We start from the raw sequence: 18,010 nt of genomic DNA, 5'->3' as shown, positions 1-18,010 counted from the left end.
GCTTTGAACCTTACGGCAACAGCACCGTCGATCCGGTCGTGGCGCGGGACTCCAGCGCCCGGTGGGCCTCCGCCGCGTCGCGCAGCGCGAAGGTCTGGCCGACGTTGATGGTCACCCCGCCGGTGTGCACCACCTCGAACAGGTCGGCGGCGCTGGCCATCAGGTCGTCGCGCTTGGAAACGTAGCTGAACAGGGTCGGGCGCGTGACGTAGAGCGAGCCTTTGGCCGCCAGCACCTGGAGATCCAGCGGTGGGACCGGCCCGGACGCCGCGCCGAACAGCACCATGAAGCCGCGAGGGCGCAGGCAGTCCAGGCTGTCCATGAAGGTCGTCTTGCCGACGCCGTCATAGACCACCGGCACGCCCTGCCCGTCCGTCAGGTCCTTCACGCGGTTCACGAAATTCTCGCGCGTGTAGACGATGGGATGGTCGCAGCCAGCGGCGCGGGCCAGCTCCGCCTTCTCGTCGCTGCTGACCGTGCCGATCACGGTGGCGCCCAGATGCTTCGCCCACTGGCAGAGGATCTGGCCGACGCCGCCCGCGGCGGCCTGGACCAGGATGGTGTCGCCCGGCTGCACCGCGTAGGTGGAGCGCAGGAGGAACTGCGCGGTCATGCCCTGGAGCAGCATGGCGGCGGCCTGCCGGTCCTCGATCCAGCTCGGCAGCGGAATCAGCCGGTCAGCGGGGGCGAGGCGGGATTCGGCGTAGGCGCCGATCAGCGGCGCGTAGCCCACCCGGTCGCCGGGCTTCAGCGTCGTCACGTCCGGCCCCACGGCCTCGACCACGCCGGCGCCCTCGGTCCCGATGATGGCGGGAAGCTGCGGCAGCTTGTAGGCGCCGGAGCGGTGATAGGTGTCGATGTAGTTCAGCCCGACGGCGGTCTGGCGCAGCCGCACCTGACCGGGGCCGGGGTCGCCCACCTCGATCTCCTCCCAGCGCAGCGCTTCGGGTCCGCCGTAGTCGTGGATGCGGATCGCGTGAACCATAGTGGTCGGTTCCTTCCCTTTTTATAGAAGCTGAAGCTCCAGCGTATCGCCGGCCTGTTCCGCTGTCACCCGGTACCGCCGCTCGTGGCGGAGCAGCCAGTCCTTGGTCCGCAGGCCGCCCATGCCGGAATAGCCGCCGGGCGCCCCGCCGCCACCGACGATGCGGTGGCAGGGGATGATGACCGGGATCGGGTTGGCCCCGCAGGCCCCGCCGACGGCCCGCGGCGCCGTGTCCAGCATCCGCGCGACGTCGCCGTAGGTCAGGACGCCGCCGTAGGGAATGGCCTGCATCGCCGCCCAGACCTTCTGCCGGAAGGCCGTCCCGCGGGGGGACAGCGGCAGGTCGAAATCCAACCGCGTGCCGGCGAAATAATCGCGGAGCTGGCGCGCCGCCTCCTCCAGCACGGGGTCCGGCCGGTCATCGCCCAGCCGTCCCCAGTCGAGCGCCACGATGGCGCCGGCGGCGCTGGTCAGGGTCAGCAGGCCCAGCGGGCTGTCGACGGTCAGGCTGCCGGCGGCCGGGTTTTTGAGGGTCTGCGTCATGACGTCATCTCCGGGTCAGGGCGGCGGCCAGTGCGTCGGGCGCGGTCACCGGGGGGGAGCAGGTCATGCCGGTGCAGACATAGGCGGTCGCCACCCCGCCCTGCAAGCCCTTGCCGTGGGCCGGGTGCCCGGCGGGCAGATCCGTCCCCGGCGGCAGGACGCTGAGGATGCGGTCGGGAAGCGGACGGTCGAGCACCGCCCGGCGCAGCGCCGCCGTGTCCGGCGCCTGCGGGTCGCCGACGATGACGATCTGCTGCGCCTTCTGAAGAAGCTCCGCCGCGTTCAGATAGGTCGGCAGCGGGAAGAAATTGCGGCTCAGCTCGCCGGAGAAGGCGGCGGCCAGGGCATCCGCCCGCTCCCGGTAGGCGGCCTCGCCGGTGCGGTGGTGCAGTGTCGCCAGGACCGCCAGCATGGTGCCGTTGCCGCTGGGGGTCGCCGCGTCGCCGGCCGACTTGGTGCGGACGATCAGGTCGTCCGCGTCGTCCGCCGTGTAGAAATAGCCGCCGGCCTGGGCGTCCCAGAAATGCGCGTCGAGCACCCGCACCCAGGCCCGCGCCTGTTCCAGCGCTCCGGCGTCGCCGGTCGCCTCGTGCAGGGCGAGTGCCGCGCGCGCCATGTGGGCGTAGTCGTCCAGCGTCGCGCGGTGCTTGAGCTGCCCGGCCCGCCAGCTGTGCAGCAGCCGCCCGTCCTCGGTCATGCGGTCGCGGACGAAGGCATAGGCGCGCTGCGCGGCCGCGATCCACTCCGGCTCGTCGAAGACCATGCCGGCCTGGGCGAGCGCCGCGATCATCAGGCCGTTCCAGTCGGCCAGCACCTTGTCGTCCCAGCCCGGCTTGATCCGCTTTTCGCGCTCCCGCCAGAGGATCGCCCGCTGTTCGGCCAGCGTCGCCTCGGTCTCAGCGTCCAGCGCCTCGATGCGGTGCAGCCGGTTGAGGATGGTCGCCCCCTCCCAGTTGCCCTGCGGCGTGACGCCGTAGGCGCGCTTGAAGACCTTGGCGCCGGGGCCGAGGAGCCGGTCGATCTCCTCCTCGTTCCAGATGTAGAACAGGCCCTCCTCGCCCTCGCTGTCGGCGTCCTGGGTCGCGGCGAAGCCGCCGCCCTCGGCGATCATCTCGCGCAGAACCCAGCCCACCGTTTCCCGGATGCGTGTTTCGAACAGCGGCTCCCGCTCCGCCTGCCAGACCAGGGTCATCAGGTCGAGAAGCTGGGCGTTGTCGTAGAGCATCTTCTCGAAATGCGGCACCAGCCACATCTCGTCCACCGAGTAGCGGGCGAAGCCGCCGCCCAGATGGTCGTAGATGCCGCCCTGGCTCATATGGGCCAGCGTGTTGGTGACCGCCTCGCGGTACGGCTCCTTGCCGGTGCGCAGCCAAGCCCGCCACAGCAGCGTGAAGATCGGAACCTGGGGGAATTTCGGGGCGTGGCCGATGCCGCCGTGGAAGGGATCGACCTCGCGGACCAGCCGGTCGGCGATCTGGTCGAGCATGGCGAGGTCGACCTCCCCCGCCGCCCGGTTCTCGGCCAGCTTGCCCAGCGCATCCTTCAGCGCGGCGACGTTGCGGGTCACGTTCTCCGGCTTGTTGCGGTAAGTCTCCGCCACGCCGCGCAGCACGTCGGGGAAGCCGGGCCGCCCGTAGCGCGAGGCCGGCGGGAAGTAGGTGCCGCCCCAGAAGGGTTCGGCCTCCGGTGTCAGGAACATGGTCAGCGGCCAGCCGCCCTGCTGCCCCAGCATCGCCAGGGCGGACTGGTAGATCTGGTCGACGTCCGGCCGCTCCTCCCGGTCCACCTTGATGTTGACGAACAGCTCGTTCATCAGCCCGGCAATCTCCGGGTTCTCGAAGCTCTCGTGCGCCATCACGTGGCACCAGTGGCAGGCGGCGTAGCCGACCGACAGCAGCACCGGCTTGTTCTCGCGCCTGGCCCGCTCGAAGGCGTCGCGGCCCCAGGCCATCCAATGGACGGGGTTGTCCTTGTGCTGAAGCAGGTAGGGGCTGGTCTCCCGGCCAAGCAGGTTCGCGGGCATCGCAGGCGTTTCCGGTCTGTGGCGTGGTTGGGAATAAACTGGCGCGGCGGTGCCGTTGCGCCAGGGCTTCCTATCTGTATAGTGGGGCATGAGCCGAAGCGGCGCTCAACCCTTAATTTCCTGCGTACCGCGCGCTTTCCAAGGGAATGGGGCCATGAAAATCACCATCGACATCGACTGCACACCCGAGGAGGCGCGCCACTTCCTGGGTCTTCCCGACGTGAAGCCCATGCAGGACGCCATGATGCAGGAGATCCAGGACCGCATGCAGGCCTCCCTGCTCGCCATGGACCCCGAGACGATGATGAAGACGTGGCTGCCGGCGGGAATTCAGGGCATGGAGCAGCTTCAGAAAATGTTTTGGTCCCAGATGGCCGCCGCCATGGGACAGGATGGACGCAAGTGACCGATCCGAAGCCCTACTTCGAAGCCCATGTTTTCTCCTGCACCAACCGCCGCCCCGACGGACACAAGCGCGGCTCCTGCGCCGCCCGGGGGTCCGAGAAGCTCCGCGACTACATGAAGGCGCGCGCCCGCGAGCTGGGTCTGGACGGCCGGGTGCGCATCAACGCCGCCGGTTGCCTGGACCGTTGCGAGCTGGGTCCGGTGCTGGTCATCTATCCGGAGGGCGTCTGGTACACCTACCGCTCCTTCGCCGATGTGGACGCGATCCTGGAGACGCACCTGATCGGCGGTGGCCGTGTGGAACGGCTCATGCTGAAGCCGGAACAAAAAGAATTGCTGCCGGAACAGGTCGGCTGATCGTTCCGGAACCGGCACGATGACACTCGGCACAATGATTCCGACGATCTTTGCCCTCGCCACCGCCCCCGGCCGCGCCGGTGTGGCGGTGGTTCGCGTTTCGGGCCCGGCCTCCGGCGACGCCCTCGCCGCCCTGACCGGCAAGCCGCTGCCCGAACCCCGCATGGCCACGCTCGTCCGCTTGCGCGATCCCAAGAACGGGGAGGCGCTGGACGATGCCCTCGTGCTGCGCTTCACCACTCCCCGCAGCTTCACCGGCGAGGACGTGGTGGAACTGCACCTCCACGGTGGGCGCGCCGTGGTGGCTGGCGTGGTGGAGGCGCTCTCCGCCCTGCCCGGTCTGCGCGTTGCCGAGCCCGGCGAGTTCACCCGTCGCGCCTTCGAGAACGGCAAACTCGACCTGACCGAGGCCGAGGCGGTCGCCGACCTCGTGGACGCCGAGACCTCCGCCCAGCGCCGTCAGGCCCTGCGCCAGATGGAAGGCGCGCTCGGCACACTCTACGACGGCTGGCGCGAGCGGCTGACCCGGTCGCTGGCCCACATCGAGGCCGACATCGATTTCCCCGACGAGGACCTGCCCTCCGGCGTGTCGGACGCCGCGCGTCCCGTGCTGGACGCCCTCGCCTCCGGGATCGACGCCCATCTCGACGACCGTGGCCGTGGGGAGCGGCTGCGCGAGGGTCTGCACATCGCCATCGTCGGCGCGCCCAACGCCGGCAAGTCGAGCCTGCTGAACGCCCTCGCCCGCCGCGAGGCTGCCATCGTCTCGGCCCGCGCCGGCACCACACGCGACGTGATCGAAGTCCATCTCGACCTCGGCGGCTACCCGGTGGTGTTGGCCGACACGGCGGGCCTGCGCGAGGCGGCCGCCGACGAGGTCGAGGAGGAAGGCATCCGCCGCGCGCTCGACCGCGCCGCCCGCGCCGACGTGAAGGTCGCCGTGTTCGACGCCACCGCCCTGCCCGCGCTTGACCCGGCGACGGTCGCGCTGCTCGACAAGGACACGGTGGTGGTCCTGAACAAGACGGACGTCGTCGATGCCGCGGTGCCGACGGTCGGCGGCTGGGAGGCGGTGGCGGTCTCGGCCCGGACCGGTGCCGGCCTGCCGGAGTTGGAACGGCGTTTGACGGCGTTTACCGCCGACCGTCTGGCCGGCAGTGGCGCTCCCGCCCTGACCCGCGCCCGTCACCGCTCTGCCTTGGAGGAGTGCCGGGATGCCCTTCGCCGTGCCCTGACAGCCCCTCTGCCGGAGCTGATGGCCGAGGATGTGCGTCTGGCGAGCCGCGCCCTCGGTCGCATCACCGGACGGGTCGATGTCGAAGACCTGTTGGATGTGATCTTCCGGGATTTCTGCATCGGCAAGTGAGCCAAGCGGGGGCGTGACAAAGGCGACGCGCCGCTCTGTTTCACGTGAAACACGGGCTTTGCTGCATCGCCGCGCTTGGCGTCCGACGCTGACTCGGCTATGGTCCAGCCATGCGAACGTTCGACGTCATTGTTGTCGGCGGAGGCCACGCCGGTTGCGAGGCTGCCGCCGCTGCGGCGCGCATGGGTGCGCGCACCCTGCTGCTCACCCACAAGCTGGACACCATTGGTGAGATGTCCTGCAACCCGGCCATCGGCGGGTTGGCAAAAGGGCATCTGGTGCGCGAGATCGACGCTCTCGATGGCGTCATGGCCCGCGCCATCGACCGCGGCGGCATCCAGTTCCGCATCCTGAATCGCAGCAAGGGACCGGCCGTCCGTGGCCCGCGCGCCCAAGCCGACCGCAAGCTCTACCGGCAGGCTGTGCAGGCGATCCTCGCGGAACAGGCGAACTTGTCCATCGAGGCCGGTGGCGCTGAGGACCTGACCATCGGCGACGAAGGCCGGGTCACCGGCGTGGTGACCGGTTCCGGCGAGACCCTCGCCGCGGGCGCCGTGGTGCTGACCACCGGCACTTTCCTGCGCGGCCTGATCCACATCGGCGAGGAAACCACCCCGGCGGGTCGCGTCGGCGAGGCGCCGTCCATCGGTCTGTCCGACACGCTGGCGCGTCTGGGCTTTCCGCTGGGCCGGCTGAAGACCGGCACGCCGCCGCGGCTCGACGGCAAGACCATCGACTGGGCCGCCTTGGAAAAGCAGCCGGGCGACACGCCACCCCCGCCCTTCTCCTACCTGACCGACCGCATCGACACGCCGCAGATCGACTGTGCGATCACCTGGACGACACCGGAGATGCACGCGCTGATCCGCGGCAACCTCCATCGCGCGCCGATGTATTCCGGCCAGATCCAGAGCACCGGACCGCGCTACTGCCCGTCCATCGAGGACAAGGTGGTGCGCTTCGCCGACAAGGAGCGCCACCAGATCTTCCTGGAGCCGGAGGGGCTGGACGACGACACGGTCTACCCGAACGGCATTTCGACCTCCCTGCCCCGCGACGTCCAGCTCGGCTTCCTGAAGAGGATGCCGGGGCTGGAGCGGGCGGTGATGATCCGTCCCGGCTACGCCATCGAGTACGACTTTGTCGACCCGCGGGAGCTGAAGCCGACGCTGGAGACCCGACGGACTCGCGGCCTGTTCTTCGCTGGCCAGATCAACGGCACCACCGGCTACGAGGAAGCGGCGGCGCAAGGCCTGATGGCTGGCATCAACGCCGCTCTGCTGGCCGGCGGCTCGGCGGAGGGGTTCGTGCTTGACCGCGCCGACGCTTACATCGGGGTGCTGGTCGATGACCTGATCACCCGAGGAACCAACGAGCCCTACCGGATGTTCACCTCGCGCGCCGAGTATCGGCTGATCCTGCGCGCCGACAATGCCGACCAGCGGCTGACACCCAAGGGGCTCTCCATCGGCTGCGTCGGGTCGGCGCGGCGTGACGTTTTTACGGCGAAGGCCGAGGCGCTGTCCGCCGGTCGCACGCTGGTGCGCGCCCTCCAGGCCACCCCGGCGGAGCTGCAGCGGCAGGGCATCGCGGTCAACCAGGACGGCGTGCGCCGGACCGCCGCCGATCTGCTGCGCTATCCGGACCTCGACCTTGCCACCCTCGCCCGGCTGTGGCCGGAGCTGGCGACGATTCCCGCCGATGTTGTCGAGCAGTTGGAGATCGACGGGAAATACGCCGGCTATCTCGACCGGCAGGAGGCCGACATCCGTGCCTTCCGCAAGGAGGAGGCGCTGGAGCTTCCCGACGATCTCAATCCCGACAGCATCGGCAGCCTGTCCGCGGAGATCCGGCAGAAGCTGCGGCAGGCCCGTCCGGCGACCTTGGGGGCAGCGGCCCGCATTCCCGGCATGACCCCGGCGGCGCTGGTCGCCCTGCTCCGCCACGTGAAACGGCGTGACGTGAAGGTGGCCGTCTGATGAGCCTGTTCGATGCCGCGGCTTTCCAGGCCGAGACGGGTGTTTCACGTGAAACGCTGGACCGCCTTGCCGCTTACGAGGCGACGCTGCGCAAATGGCAGCCGAAGATCAACCTCGTCGGCCCCTCCACTCTGCCCGACGCTTGGCGCCGGCATTTCCTCGACTCCGCGCAGCTCCACCCGCTGCTGCCCGAAGGCACTCGGGTGCTGGTCGATCTTGGCAGCGGCGCCGGCTTTCCCGGCCTCGTCCTCGCCATCATGGGCGTGCCGGAGGTGCATCTCGTGGAGAGCGACTCCCGCAAATGCGCCTTCCTGCGCGAGGCGGCCCGCGTCGCCGGAGCGCCGGTCACCGTGCACAACAAGCGGATCGAGGCGGTGCCACCGATCGTCGCCGACGTGGTGACGGCCCGCGCACTGGCGCCGCTGAACGATCTGCTGAATTGGGCCCATCCCTTCCTTCAGGACCGGGGTGCGGCACTGTTTCCCAAGGGGCAAAATGTGGCGGACGAATTGACCGATACCACCAAATATTGGAAGATGCGGACCGAGCGCTTCGACAGCCGCACAGACCCCACCGGAACCATCCTGCGTGTGAGTGGTATCGCCCGTGTCTAAGACCGCGACCCTGATGCATTCCCGCTCCGAGGCTTCCCGAGAGGCTGACATGCCCTCCGCCCTTCCCTCCGTCACCCCGGCCGCCAGGGTCATATCGATTGCCAATCAGAAAGGCGGCGTGGGCAAGACCACGACCACCATCAATCTGGCAACCGCTCTGGCCGCCATCGGCAAGCGCGTCCTGGTGATCGATCTCGATCCCCAGGGAAACGCCTCCACCGGCCTCGGCATTCCGCGCGCCGAGCGTCGTGTCGGCATCTACGACGTGCTGTTCGACGGCATGCCGCTGGAGGACGCCGCGACGGTGTCGACCGTGCCGAACCTGTCGATCATCACCTCGTCGGTCGATCTGTCCGGTGCCGAGGTTGAGCTGGTCACCTCCGAGCGGCGCGAGTTCCGGCTGCGCGAGGCGGTCGACAAGAGCGCGCTGGAATACGATTACGTGCTGATCGACTGCCCGCCGGCGCTCGGCCTGCTGACGTTGAACGCGCTGGTCGCCTCCCACGCCGTGATGGTGCCGCTGCAGTGCGAGTTCTACGCGCTCGAAGGCCTCAGCCACCTCGTCCGCACCATCGAGCGGGTGAAGCGCGCCTTCAACCCCGAGCTGGACATCCACGGCGTCGTGCTGACCATGTTCGACAAGCGCAACAACCTGTCCGACATGGTGGCCGCCGACGTCCGCGGCTTCTTCGGGGAGAAGGTCTACGACACCGTCATCCCGCGGAACGTGAAGGTGTCGGAGGCGCCGTCCCACGGCAAGCCGGTCCTGATCTACGACATGCGCTGCCCCGGGTCGCAGGCATACATCCATTTGGCCGGCGAGGTGCTGCGCCGTGAGAAGAGGCTGAGCGCGTGATGGAGGATACCAAACGTTCGGACGGCGGTGCCCGCCGCGCCAGCCTGGGCCGTGGCCTGTCCGCCCTGTTCGGCGAGGCGGCGGAGGATTACTCCGCGCTCGACAAGGTGCGCCAGTCCAAGCAGGTGCCCATCGAGTTCATCCATCCCGGCAAGTACCAGCCGCGCCGCACCTTCGACGACGAGGCGTTGCAAGGGCTGGTCGAGTCGATCCGCGACAAGGGCATCCTCCAACCCCTGCTCGTCCGCCGCGATCCCGAGACGACCAACTCCTATGAGCTGATCGCCGGCGAACGCCGCTGGCGCGCCGCACAGATCGCCGGCCTGCACGAGGTGCCGGTCGTCATCCGCGAACTGTCGGACCGAGAAGCGCTGGAAATCGCGCTGATCGAGAACATCCAGCGCCAGGACCTGACGCCGCTCGAAGAGGCCGAAGGCTACAAGCGGCTGATGGAGGAGTTCGAGCACACGCAGGAGGATCTGGCGCGTTCGGTCGGCAAGAGCCGCAGCCACGTTGCCAACATGATGCGCCTGCTCGCCCTGCCCGATCCGGTCAAGGGCATGGTGCAGGAGGGGGCGCTCAGCGCCGGCCACGCCCGCGCCCTGCTCACCTCCTCCGACCCGGTGTCGGTGGCGCGCGAAGTGGTCAAGCGTGGGCTGAACGTCCGCCAGACCGAAGACCTGATGCGCGGCAGCGCTCCGGTCAAGACCAAGAAGGCCGGTGGGCGTGGTGGTGCCGCCACCGACCCGACGCTGAAGGACGTCGATCTGGTGAATCTGGAGGAAGAGATCTCCGCCCGCATCGGGCTGAAGGTCGCTATTACACCCCAGGGCAAAGGCGGCTCCATCACCATCCATTACCAGACGCTGGACCAGCTCGACGACGTGCTGCGGCGCCTTGGTGGGGAGTAGGATGTCGCGGAACCAAACTGTCACTTTAGTGAAACGGCGCTAACATGATCTCCCCCTAAACAGGGTCGTCCGGCCGCAGCGACGCGGCCGGAGCCGACACAGAGGGGGAAGTTCATGAAGCCCATCCACGGCCTGTGCCTCGCCGGCCTCACTGCGGCCCTGATTGCGGGGCCGGCTCTTGCGGACCAAAAATTCCCGGCGGAGCTGGCCGGGCACGGCGTCATCGACGCGGCGACCTTCGTGGCGCCGCCCGCCGACGCGCCGAATCTCTTCCGCACTTCCGGCAAGTTCACCGCCGCCGACCGCAAGCGCGTCGACCAGCCTCGCAGCATCGACGGCACGTCCTTCCTGTCGGCGCCCAATGCGCCGCGCGGCACCGGCATGGCGTTGCCCTTCGAGGGCCAGCCGGTCCAGGGCTTTTCCGGCATCAAGGCGCTGGGCGAGGGAAGCTTCCTGGTGCTGACCGACAATGGCTTCGGCAGCAAGGGCAACTCCGCCGACGCGATGCTGACGGTGCACCGGCTGACCATTGACTGGAAGACCGGCACGGCGGCGGTGACCGAGACGCTGTTCCTGCGCGATCCCGACCGCAAGGTGCCCTTCCCCATCGTCACCGAGGCGACCGCGGAACGTTATCTGACCGGTGCCGATTTCGATGTCGAGAGCGTCCAGATCATCGGCGACCGGATGTATTTCGGCGACGAGTTCGGCCCCTACATCCTGGTGACCGATCGCACCGGCAAACTGCTGTCCCTGCATGAGAGCAAGGTGGACGGCAAGCCGGTGCGCTCCCCCGACCATTACGCAGTGTCCACACCGGCGGTGCCGGGCGCCGTCGGCTTCGAGGTGCGGCGGTCGCGCGGCTTCGAAGGGATGGCCGCGTCGAAGGACGGCCAGTTCCTCTACCCGCTGTTCGAAGGGCCGCTGTGGACCGGCAGTGCCTGGGAAACCAAAGACGAGCGGGAGTATCTGCGCATCGCCGAGTTCGACGTCGCCAAGGGCGACTTCACGGGCCGCAGCTTCAAGTACCTGCTGGAGGCCAACGGCAACAACATCGGCGACTTCAACATGATCGACGCCACCACCGGCCTGATCATCGAGCGCGACAACGGCGAGGGCAACCCGGCCCAGGGCTGCACCGGCCAGCCGACTCCGGACTGCTTCAACGCCCCGGCCCGGTTCAAGCGCGTCTACAAGATCGACTTCGCCCAAGCCGACGCGGAGGGTTTCGTGAAGAAGGTGGGCTATGTCGACCTGATGGACATCGACGATCCGAAGGGCGTCGCCCGGCTCGGCGGTGACAAGGGCACGTTCACCTTCCCCTTCGTGACCATCGAGAATGTCGATGTGGTGGACGCCGAGCACATCGTCGTCGGCAACGACAACAACCTCCCCTACTCGTCGGGCCGCGCGCTGGGCAAGCAGGACCACAACGAACTGATCCTGCTCCGCGTGCCGCAGTTCCTGGCCGCGAAGTAAGGAGAAACGGTCAGCGCCGCGCCAGCGAGGCGAGCTGGAAGAGAACCCGGGCGCAGAGCGTCTGGTCGGGCATGTTGGTGCGCTTGCAGTCCGCCTCGGCCTCGACCAGCCGTTCCAGCGCCTGCCGCACCAGCGGCGCCGGCCAGCGGCGGGCCTGACCGGTCAGCCGCGGCTTCATTTTGAAGAACACCGGCGGGCGCAGCGCCTCCACCGCGGCGTCCGCCGACTTGCCCGCCGCCACCTGCCCGGCGACCATCTGCAGACGTTGGAAATGACGCTGGGCGGCGCGCAGGATCGGCACCGGGGACATGCCCTCGGCGAACAAACGGGCCAGCGAGCGGTCGAGCGTCGCGAAGTCGCCCTCCGCCGCCGCCCAGATCGGCTCGTCGAGCGACAGGGCCGCGCTGTCGCCGACGCAGGCCTGGGCGTCCTCCAGTCGGACGCGCGTCTCCGTGCCCATGTAGAGCGCCAGCTTCTCCATCTCGCCGCGTGCCACCATGCGGTCGCCAACCAGGTTGCCGGCGAGGAAGGTCAGCGCGTCGGGATCGGCGGTCAGGCCATGGCCGTGCAGGATGTCGGCGATGACCCGGCCAAGCGCGGCCTCCTCCTCCACATAGCAGGGAATGGCGACGGCGCCGTCCGCCCCTTCGAACAGGGTGCGCAGTTTCGACCGGTTGCCGAGATCGCCCGCTTCGACGATGACCAAACTGTCGCCGGGCGTCCGATCGGCCAGAAAGGCGGTGAAGGCGGTGGTGACGTTGTCCTCCGCCTCGCGCACGCGGATCAGACGGCGGCCCCCGGTAAAGGACAAGGCGGCGGCCTCGTCGGCCAGCCGGGCCGGATCGTCGGCGACGGCGCGGCCCAGCATCTCCGTTACCCGGAAGGGATCGGACAGATCGGTGACCACGGTACGGCCCAGCCCCATGGCGCGGTCGCGCACCAGACCGGTGTCCGGGCCGTAGAGCAGGACCGCGCGGATCTTGGGATCGGGGCTGCGCAGGAAACCGTCGATCGCCCGGGCTTGCAGCTTCACGAAGACACCGTCGGTGGCGGAGGTCCGGCCTCCGGTTGTCCTGTGCGGATCAGGGCTTGCGGCCGAGCTGGGCGGCCACGCGGGTGGTGATCTCGTTGGAGATTTCCAGGAGCGCGCGGTCGTAGGCGTTTTCGACCGTGGCCAGGGCGCCGTACTGCTGCTCCAGCACGTTGTAGCTGATGTAGGAGCGCGCGTTGGCCTGGAACAGGATCGCACCCGTCGCCGCGTCGATGAGCTGGTAGGGCGCGTTCACGACGAGCTGGGCACGGGTGGCGGTCGCGTCCTTCTGAAGGGACAGCTTCTGCTCCGACGCGGTCAGCGCGGTCTCCAGCCGGTAGCGCGGGGCGGCGGGGCGGCCGTCGGCGTAGAAACGATCGATCAGCAGGTTGCGCAGCTTTTGGCCGTAACGATCCTTGATGCCGTTGATCTCGACCTGCTGAAGCTCGGCGCTGCCGATGCTGTTCGCCCCGAGGTTTCCATACATGGGCTGGAAACCGCAGGCCGCCGTGGCAAGCACGGCCGGCGCGACCAGGGCGAGGGCCAGAAGCCTCCGCCGCCGGACGCCGGCTTTGCTGCCGGTATGAAGGTCAGACGACGACATTGATCACCCGGTTCGGGACGACGATGACCTTGCGCACCGGCTTGCCCTCCAGGGCGCGATGGACGTTGGGATCGGCCAGGGCGGCCTGCTCCGCGGCGTCCTTCGCCATGTCGCGGGGCAGCTCCAGCGTGGCGCGCAGCTTGCCGTTGACCTGCACCGCCATGGTGACCGAGTCCTCGACCACCAGGCCGGCGTCGGCCTGCGGCCAGGGCTGGTTGACCAGCAGCGTGGCGTGGCCGAGCTGCGCCCACAGCTCTTCGGCCAGATGGGGCATCATCGGGGCGATCAGGCGCACGGTGGCCTCGAAGCCCTCGCGGAGCACCCAGGCCTCGCCCTCGCCCGTGCCGTCCAGCTCGGCGAGCGCGTTGGACAGCTCGCGCACGCGGGCCACCGCCTTGTTGAAGCGGAACTTCTCCAGGTCTTCCGAGATGCCGGCGATGGCCTTGTGGACCTGACGGCGGGTTGTCTCCGCCTTGGCGCCGAGGGCGTCCGGCTTCGGCGCACCGGCGGGCGGCAGAGCGACCGGCGATTCCGTCACCATCCGCCACAGGCGGTTGATGTAGCGCCAAGCGCCGTCGATACCGGCCTCGGTCCATTCCAGGTCGCGTTCCGGCGGGCTGTCGGACAGCATGAACAGGCGGGCGGCGTCGGCGCCGTAGGTGCCGATGATGTGCGCCGGGTCCACCACGTTCTTCTTTGACTTCGACATCTTCTCGACACGGCCGACCGTCACCGGGCCGTCGTTGTCGTTGCGGATGTAGTCGCCGAGATCGTTCTTGCGGATGTCGGTCGGGGCCAACCAGGCGCCGGTGCCGGCGTCCTTGTAGGTCTCGTGGTTCACCATGCCCTGGGTGAAGAGGCCGGCGAACGGCTCCTCCACGTTCAGGTAGCCGCACTGCTTCATCGCCCGCGTCCAGAAGCGGGAGTAGAGCAGATGCAGCACGGCATGCTCGATGCCGCCGATGTACTGGTCCACGGACAGCCAGTAGTCCACCGCCTCACGCGTGAAGGCGACGTCCTCGGCCTTGGGCGAGCAGAAACGGGCGAAATACCAGCTCGACTCGATGAAGGTGTCGAAGGTGTCCGTCTCGCGCACCGCCGGCTTGCCGCAGGTCGGGCAGCTCGTGTGCTTCCAGGTCGGGTGGTGGTCCAGCGGGTTGCCGGGCTTGTCGAAGGTCACGTCCTCCGGCAGGACCACCGGCAGATCCTGCTCCGGCACGGGAACGATGCCGCAGCTCTCGCAATGGATGACCGGGATCGGGCAGCCCCAGTAACGCTGGCGGGAGACGCCCCAGTCGCGCAGGCGGTACTGGGTGGTGCGCTCGCCCTGCCCCTGCTCCTCCAGCCGCTTGCCGACCTCCTGCTTGGCCGGCTCGACCTCCATCCCATCGAGGAAGCGGGAGTTGCGCAGCAGGCCGGGGCCGGTGTAGGCCTCGTCGCCGACCACGAAGGTCGCGGGATCGGCGTCCGCCGGAACGACCACCGGCTGGACCGGCAGGCCGTACTTGCGGGCGAAATCCAGGTCGCGCTGGTCATGGGCCGGGCAGCCGAAGATGGCGCCCGTGCCGTATTCCATCAGCACGAAGTTGGCGACGTAGACCGGCAGTTCCCAGGACGGGTCGAAGGGATGCACCACCCGCAGCCCGGTGTCGAAGCCGCGCTTCTCGGCGGTCTCGATCGCTTCCTCGCTGGTGCCCAGGCGGTTGCACTCGGCGATGAACTCGGCCAGCGCGGGGTTGCCGGCGGCCAGCTCGGCGGCCAGCGGGTGGTTGGCGGAGATCGCCGCGAAGGAGGCGCCGAACAGCGTGTCGGGCCGGGTCGTGAAGACCTCCAGCTTGTCCGTCCGCCCGACGAGGTCGAAGCGGAAACGCACGCCGGTGGACTTGCCGATCCAGTTCTCCTGCATCAGGCGCACGCGCTCCGGCCAGCGGTCCAGCGTGTCCAGCCCCTTCAGCAGCTCGTCGGCGTAGGCGGTGATCTTGAGGAACCACTGCGACAGCTTGCGCTTCTCGACCAGCGCCCCGGTGCGCCAGCCGCGGCCGTCGATCACCTGCTCGTTGGCGAGGACCGTGTTGTCGACCGGATCCCAGTTGACCCAGGACTCCTTGCGGTAGGCCAGGCCTTCCTTGAGGAAATCCAGGAACATCTTCTGCTCGTGGCGGTAATACTCCACGTCGCAGGTGGCGATCTCGCGGTCCCAGTCGATGGACAGGCCCATCGTCTTCAGCTGGCCGCGCATGGCCGCGATGTTCTCGCGCGTCCATTTGGCCGGGTGGGTCTTCTTCTCCAGCGCGGCGTTCTCCGCCGGCAGGCCGAAGGCGTCCCAGCCCATCGGGTGCAGCACGTTGAAGCCGCGGGCGCGCTTGTAGCGCGCGATCACGTCGCCGATGGTGTAGTTGCGCACATGCCCCATGTGGATGCGCCCCGACGGGTAGGGGAACATCTCCAGCACATAGTACTTCTCACGGGAAGCGTCCTCGCGCGCGGTGAAGCAGCCCTGCCGCTCCCACTCGCCCTGCCACTTCGCTTCGGTTTCCTTGACATTGTAACGCGACATGACCGCAGACGCCGTTCCGTGAGTTTCGTGGATCTAGACAAATAAGGCGCCGACGGCGGGGCAACAGGCGGCGGACCGATGCCCGCGCCCCACCCCGCCCGGCGCCCCCGTTCAGCGTGCCGCGGCCTGCTGGGCGACGCGGATCTGGCGGGCGCGGGTCAGCACCGCGTCCTCCAGCGTCGTCGCCGTCTCCGGCCCGACCGCGCTGTCGCGCCAGTCCGACCCGGCGCGCTGCTGCTTGAAGACCGACACCCGCACGCCGTCGGCACGGAGCTGGCGGTCCATGATGTACAGGTTGACCTTGAAGCGCTCGTTCGGGGCGTCCGGCGGCGTGTACCAGTCGGTCAGGATGACGCCGCCGAACGGGTCGGCGGAGACGATCGGCATGAAGGACAGCGTGTCCAGCGAGGCGCGCCACAGGAAGCTGTTGACGCCGATCCCGTTGGGATCGCCCTGCTCGGCGCCGTTGCGCTTGTTCTTGCCGAACAGGCTGAAGCCGCCGTCGGTGCCGAGAAGGCTGCCGAACTTGTATTCCTTCTTGATCTGCTCATCGACGGTTTCCGTCTGGCCGCCCCAGCTGGAGCAACCGGCCACGGCGAGCGACGCCGCGAGCACGACGGGGGCAAGGCGAAGGACACGGGAACGGCGCATGGTCGGAACCTGGATCAATAAATTCGGGGTACCGCGCACGATACCGCGGCGGATGCCGGTGAAAAGACCATAAAAGCCCGCCCGCGGCAACAGCCGATGCGGGGCGCAGCCTGTGCCTTTGCTGTGTCCGGGGCGTCGCCGGAGCCCTGCGGACGGGACGGCGCGGGCGGCGGAATTTGAACGGCGGTGCACAATCAAGGTGTGTTCCGTCGGACACACTGTTCCTTCATTGCTGCAACTTTTCGATTTCCGGCTTGCTGGCGTCCCCGCATCTGCGTACCACAGAGCCAGCCAGGACGTTAACCGGGCTGAAAATTCTGCTGCCAGGATGGAGGCAACAATCATGAACCGTTATCTGCTCGCGGGCTGCGCCGCTGCCGCTCTGGCTCTGGGTGCCGGCGCCGCCAACGCTCAGGCCAAGTTTGAAGTCAAGGTCGGCGGCGACGCCTACTTCGAAGGCGGCTACGTCAACGAAGACCGCGACGAGGGTGCCCGTTCGGTTGACTTCCGCAACCGCTTCCGCGTCATCGTGACCCCGACCGCCAAGGCCGACAACGGCCTGGAGTACGGCGGCCGCATCCGTATGCGCGCCAACTCCGGCGCCGGCAACGCCCGCACGATGGACGCCGACCGCGGCTACATCTTCGCGCAGGGCGCGTTCGGTCAGGTCCAGATGGGCGTGACCAACTCCTTCAACGACGCCACCTACGTCACGGCCCCGCAGGATTACCTGCCGCTGGCCATTTATGACGGCGTCACCGCCTGGATCGGCCAGACCTCCGACATCGGCGGCGGCCTCGCCGGTCTGAACGGCTCGATCCTGAACCAGTCGCTGGTCGTCGAGAACAACGCGACGAAGATCGTGTACTTCTCGCCGCGCTTCGCCGGCCTGCAGGTGGGCGCCAGCTACACCCCGCGCAACGACGACTCGCACGCCTCGGTCAACCGCGCTGACCTGACCCCGGTCACCGCCACCGGCCGCGGCTTCTCGACCACGTTCGAGGATCTGGTCGAAGTCGGCGCCAACTACAGCAACACCTTCGGTGGTGTCGCTCTGAAGGCGAGCGCTGGCTACTACTGGGGCAACGCCGCCGGCACGACCACGGTCGGCGCCAGCGTCGAGGACCTGAACGCCTGGCAGGTTGGCGCCCAGGTTGGCTACGCCGGCTTCTCGCTCGGTGGTTCGTACACCGACTTCGGTGAGTCGGGCCAGATCCAGACCGCGACCTCGGACAACGAGAAGAGCCGCCTCTGGGTTGTCGGCGCTCAGTACACCGCCGGCCCGATCGTCGTCGGCGCCAACTACAAGAACGGCAAGGACGCTGGCAGCCTCTACACCGCCGGCAGCCGCAAGCTGGAAGTCTACGAGTTCGGCGCGGGCTACACCGTCGCTCCGGGCCTGACCCTGCAGGCTCAGTACGACTACTTCAAGGCCGACAGCGACCTGAGCACGGCCGCTGCGGACCTGGACAACGACGGTCACGTCGTCCTGCTCCGTACGGTCCTGGCGTTCTAATCTGCGGTCATCCGTGGATGGAGAAGGGCGGTGGCTTCGGCCACCGCCCTTTTTCTTTGGGCATTTTTCCCCTGAGCGTTGTGCCTTTGCCGTGCGCCTCCCGTCCGCCGACATGGCGCAATTGCGTGCGCAAA

Annotated in this window: 16 protein-coding genes; 9 read left to right on the top strand and 7 right to left on the bottom strand. The window is 68.4% G+C overall.

The genetic code is table 11. The annotated features are described in order from the left end of the window. Window positions 1-10: 10 nt before the first annotated feature. Genes AMK58_RS00395 through AMK58_RS00385 form a run of 3 tightly spaced genes read right to left on the bottom strand, consistent with a single transcriptional unit; the run spans window position 11 to window position 3,551 of the window. The gene (locus AMK58_RS00395) at window positions 11-985 is read right to left on the bottom strand and encodes a quinone oxidoreductase family protein (protein WP_059398470.1); all 975 of its coding nucleotides are present in this window, start codon (window positions 983-985) and stop codon (window positions 11-13) included. Window positions 986-1,006: 21 nt separating this feature from the next. Beyond that, window positions 1,007-1,528, bottom strand: a complete 522-nt coding sequence (locus AMK58_RS00390; protein ID WP_051140825.1) for a methylated-DNA--[protein]-cysteine S-methyltransferase — start codon at window positions 1,526-1,528, stop codon at window positions 1,007-1,009. A 4-nt stretch (window positions 1,529-1,532) separates the two neighbouring features. Next, window positions 1,533-3,551, bottom strand: coding sequence for a thioredoxin domain-containing protein (locus AMK58_RS00385; protein ID WP_059398469.1), 2,019 nt, complete (start codon window positions 3,549-3,551; stop codon window positions 1,533-1,535). A 154-nt stretch (window positions 3,552-3,705) separates the two neighbouring features. On the opposite strand from AMK58_RS00385, the gene AMK58_RS00380 reads away from it, so the two are divergent. From AMK58_RS00380 to AMK58_RS00345, 8 genes are all read left to right on the top strand, one after another. Continuing rightward, entirely contained in the window at window positions 3,706-3,957 is a 252-nt protein-coding gene (locus tag AMK58_RS00380) for a DUF6489 family protein (protein ID WP_014238933.1), read from the top strand. Further along, window positions 3,954-4,313, top strand: a complete 360-nt coding sequence (locus AMK58_RS00375; RefSeq protein WP_035670343.1) for a (2Fe-2S) ferredoxin domain-containing protein — start codon at window positions 3,954-3,956, stop codon at window positions 4,311-4,313. Before AMK58_RS00380 ends, AMK58_RS00375 begins: the two co-directional genes overlap by 4 nt. 34 nt (window positions 4,314-4,347) lie before the next feature. Beyond that, complete coding sequence (mnmE, locus tag AMK58_RS00370) at window positions 4,348-5,679, top strand: tRNA uridine-5-carboxymethylaminomethyl(34) synthesis GTPase MnmE (RefSeq protein ID WP_059398468.1); 1,332 nt, start codon at window positions 4,348-4,350, stop codon at window positions 5,677-5,679. 110 nt (window positions 5,680-5,789) lie between these two features. Next, a complete protein-coding gene (gene mnmG, locus AMK58_RS00365; protein WP_059398467.1) occupies window positions 5,790-7,658 on the top strand; it encodes a tRNA uridine-5-carboxymethylaminomethyl(34) synthesis enzyme MnmG in 1,869 nt (622 codons plus the stop codon). Beyond that, window positions 7,658-8,272 (top strand): 16S rRNA (guanine(527)-N(7))-methyltransferase RsmG, encoded by a 615-nt coding sequence (gene rsmG, locus AMK58_RS00360; RefSeq protein ID WP_059398466.1) that lies wholly within the window; start codon window positions 7,658-7,660, stop codon window positions 8,270-8,272. Before mnmG ends, rsmG begins: the two co-directional genes overlap by 1 nt. A 49-nt stretch (window positions 8,273-8,321) precedes the next feature. After that, window positions 8,322-9,128: a ParA family protein gene (locus tag AMK58_RS00355; protein WP_035670351.1), complete on the top strand. Its 807-nt coding sequence runs from the start codon at window positions 8,322-8,324 to the stop codon at window positions 9,126-9,128. Continuing rightward, window positions 9,128-10,039, top strand: a complete 912-nt coding sequence (locus AMK58_RS00350; RefSeq protein WP_014238939.1) for a ParB/RepB/Spo0J family partition protein — start codon at window positions 9,128-9,130, stop codon at window positions 10,037-10,039. The genes AMK58_RS00355 and AMK58_RS00350 overlap by 1 nt, the downstream gene beginning before the upstream one ends. A gap of 114 nt (window positions 10,040-10,153) precedes the next feature. Beyond that, window positions 10,154-11,518, top strand: coding sequence for an esterase-like activity of phytase family protein (locus tag AMK58_RS00345; protein ID WP_035670356.1), 1,365 nt, complete (start codon window positions 10,154-10,156; stop codon window positions 11,516-11,518). Window positions 11,519-11,528: 10 nt separating this feature from the next. Here the strand turns inward: AMK58_RS00345 and holA are convergent, their stop codons facing one another. From holA to AMK58_RS00325, 4 genes are all read right to left on the bottom strand, one after another. Next, window positions 11,529-12,551, bottom strand: coding sequence for a DNA polymerase III subunit delta (gene holA / locus AMK58_RS00340; protein WP_035670359.1), 1,023 nt, complete (start codon window positions 12,549-12,551; stop codon window positions 11,529-11,531). Between the two features lie 49 nt (window positions 12,552-12,600). Then, the gene (gene lptE, locus AMK58_RS00335) at window positions 12,601-13,152 is read right to left on the bottom strand and encodes an LPS assembly lipoprotein LptE (RefSeq protein ID WP_035670362.1); all 552 of its coding nucleotides are present in this window, start codon (window positions 13,150-13,152) and stop codon (window positions 12,601-12,603) included. Beyond that, complete coding sequence (gene leuS / locus AMK58_RS00330) at window positions 13,139-15,709, bottom strand: leucine--tRNA ligase (protein ID WP_035670364.1); 2,571 nt, start codon at window positions 15,707-15,709, stop codon at window positions 13,139-13,141. The genes lptE and leuS overlap by 14 nt, the downstream gene beginning before the upstream one ends. A 111-nt stretch (window positions 15,710-15,820) precedes the next feature. Continuing rightward, the gene (locus AMK58_RS00325; RefSeq protein ID WP_059399019.1) at window positions 15,821-16,360 is read right to left on the bottom strand and encodes a DUF3576 domain-containing protein; all 540 of its coding nucleotides are present in this window, start codon (window positions 16,358-16,360) and stop codon (window positions 15,821-15,823) included. 343 nt (window positions 16,361-16,703) lie between these two features. Between AMK58_RS00325 and AMK58_RS00320 the strand changes: the two genes are divergently transcribed. After that, window positions 16,704-17,876, top strand: coding sequence for a porin (locus AMK58_RS00320; protein WP_035670399.1), 1,173 nt, complete (start codon window positions 16,704-16,706; stop codon window positions 17,874-17,876). The last annotated feature ends 134 nt before the right edge of the window (window positions 17,877-18,010 follow it).

Source organism: Azospirillum brasilense (genome assembly GCF_001315015.1).
In the GTDB taxonomy this organism is placed as follows: Bacteria; Pseudomonadota; Alphaproteobacteria; order Azospirillales; family Azospirillaceae; genus Azospirillum; species Azospirillum brasilense.
The sequence above is the reverse complement of the archived record's forward strand: the minus strand, read 5'-3'. Positions and strand labels throughout refer to the sequence as shown.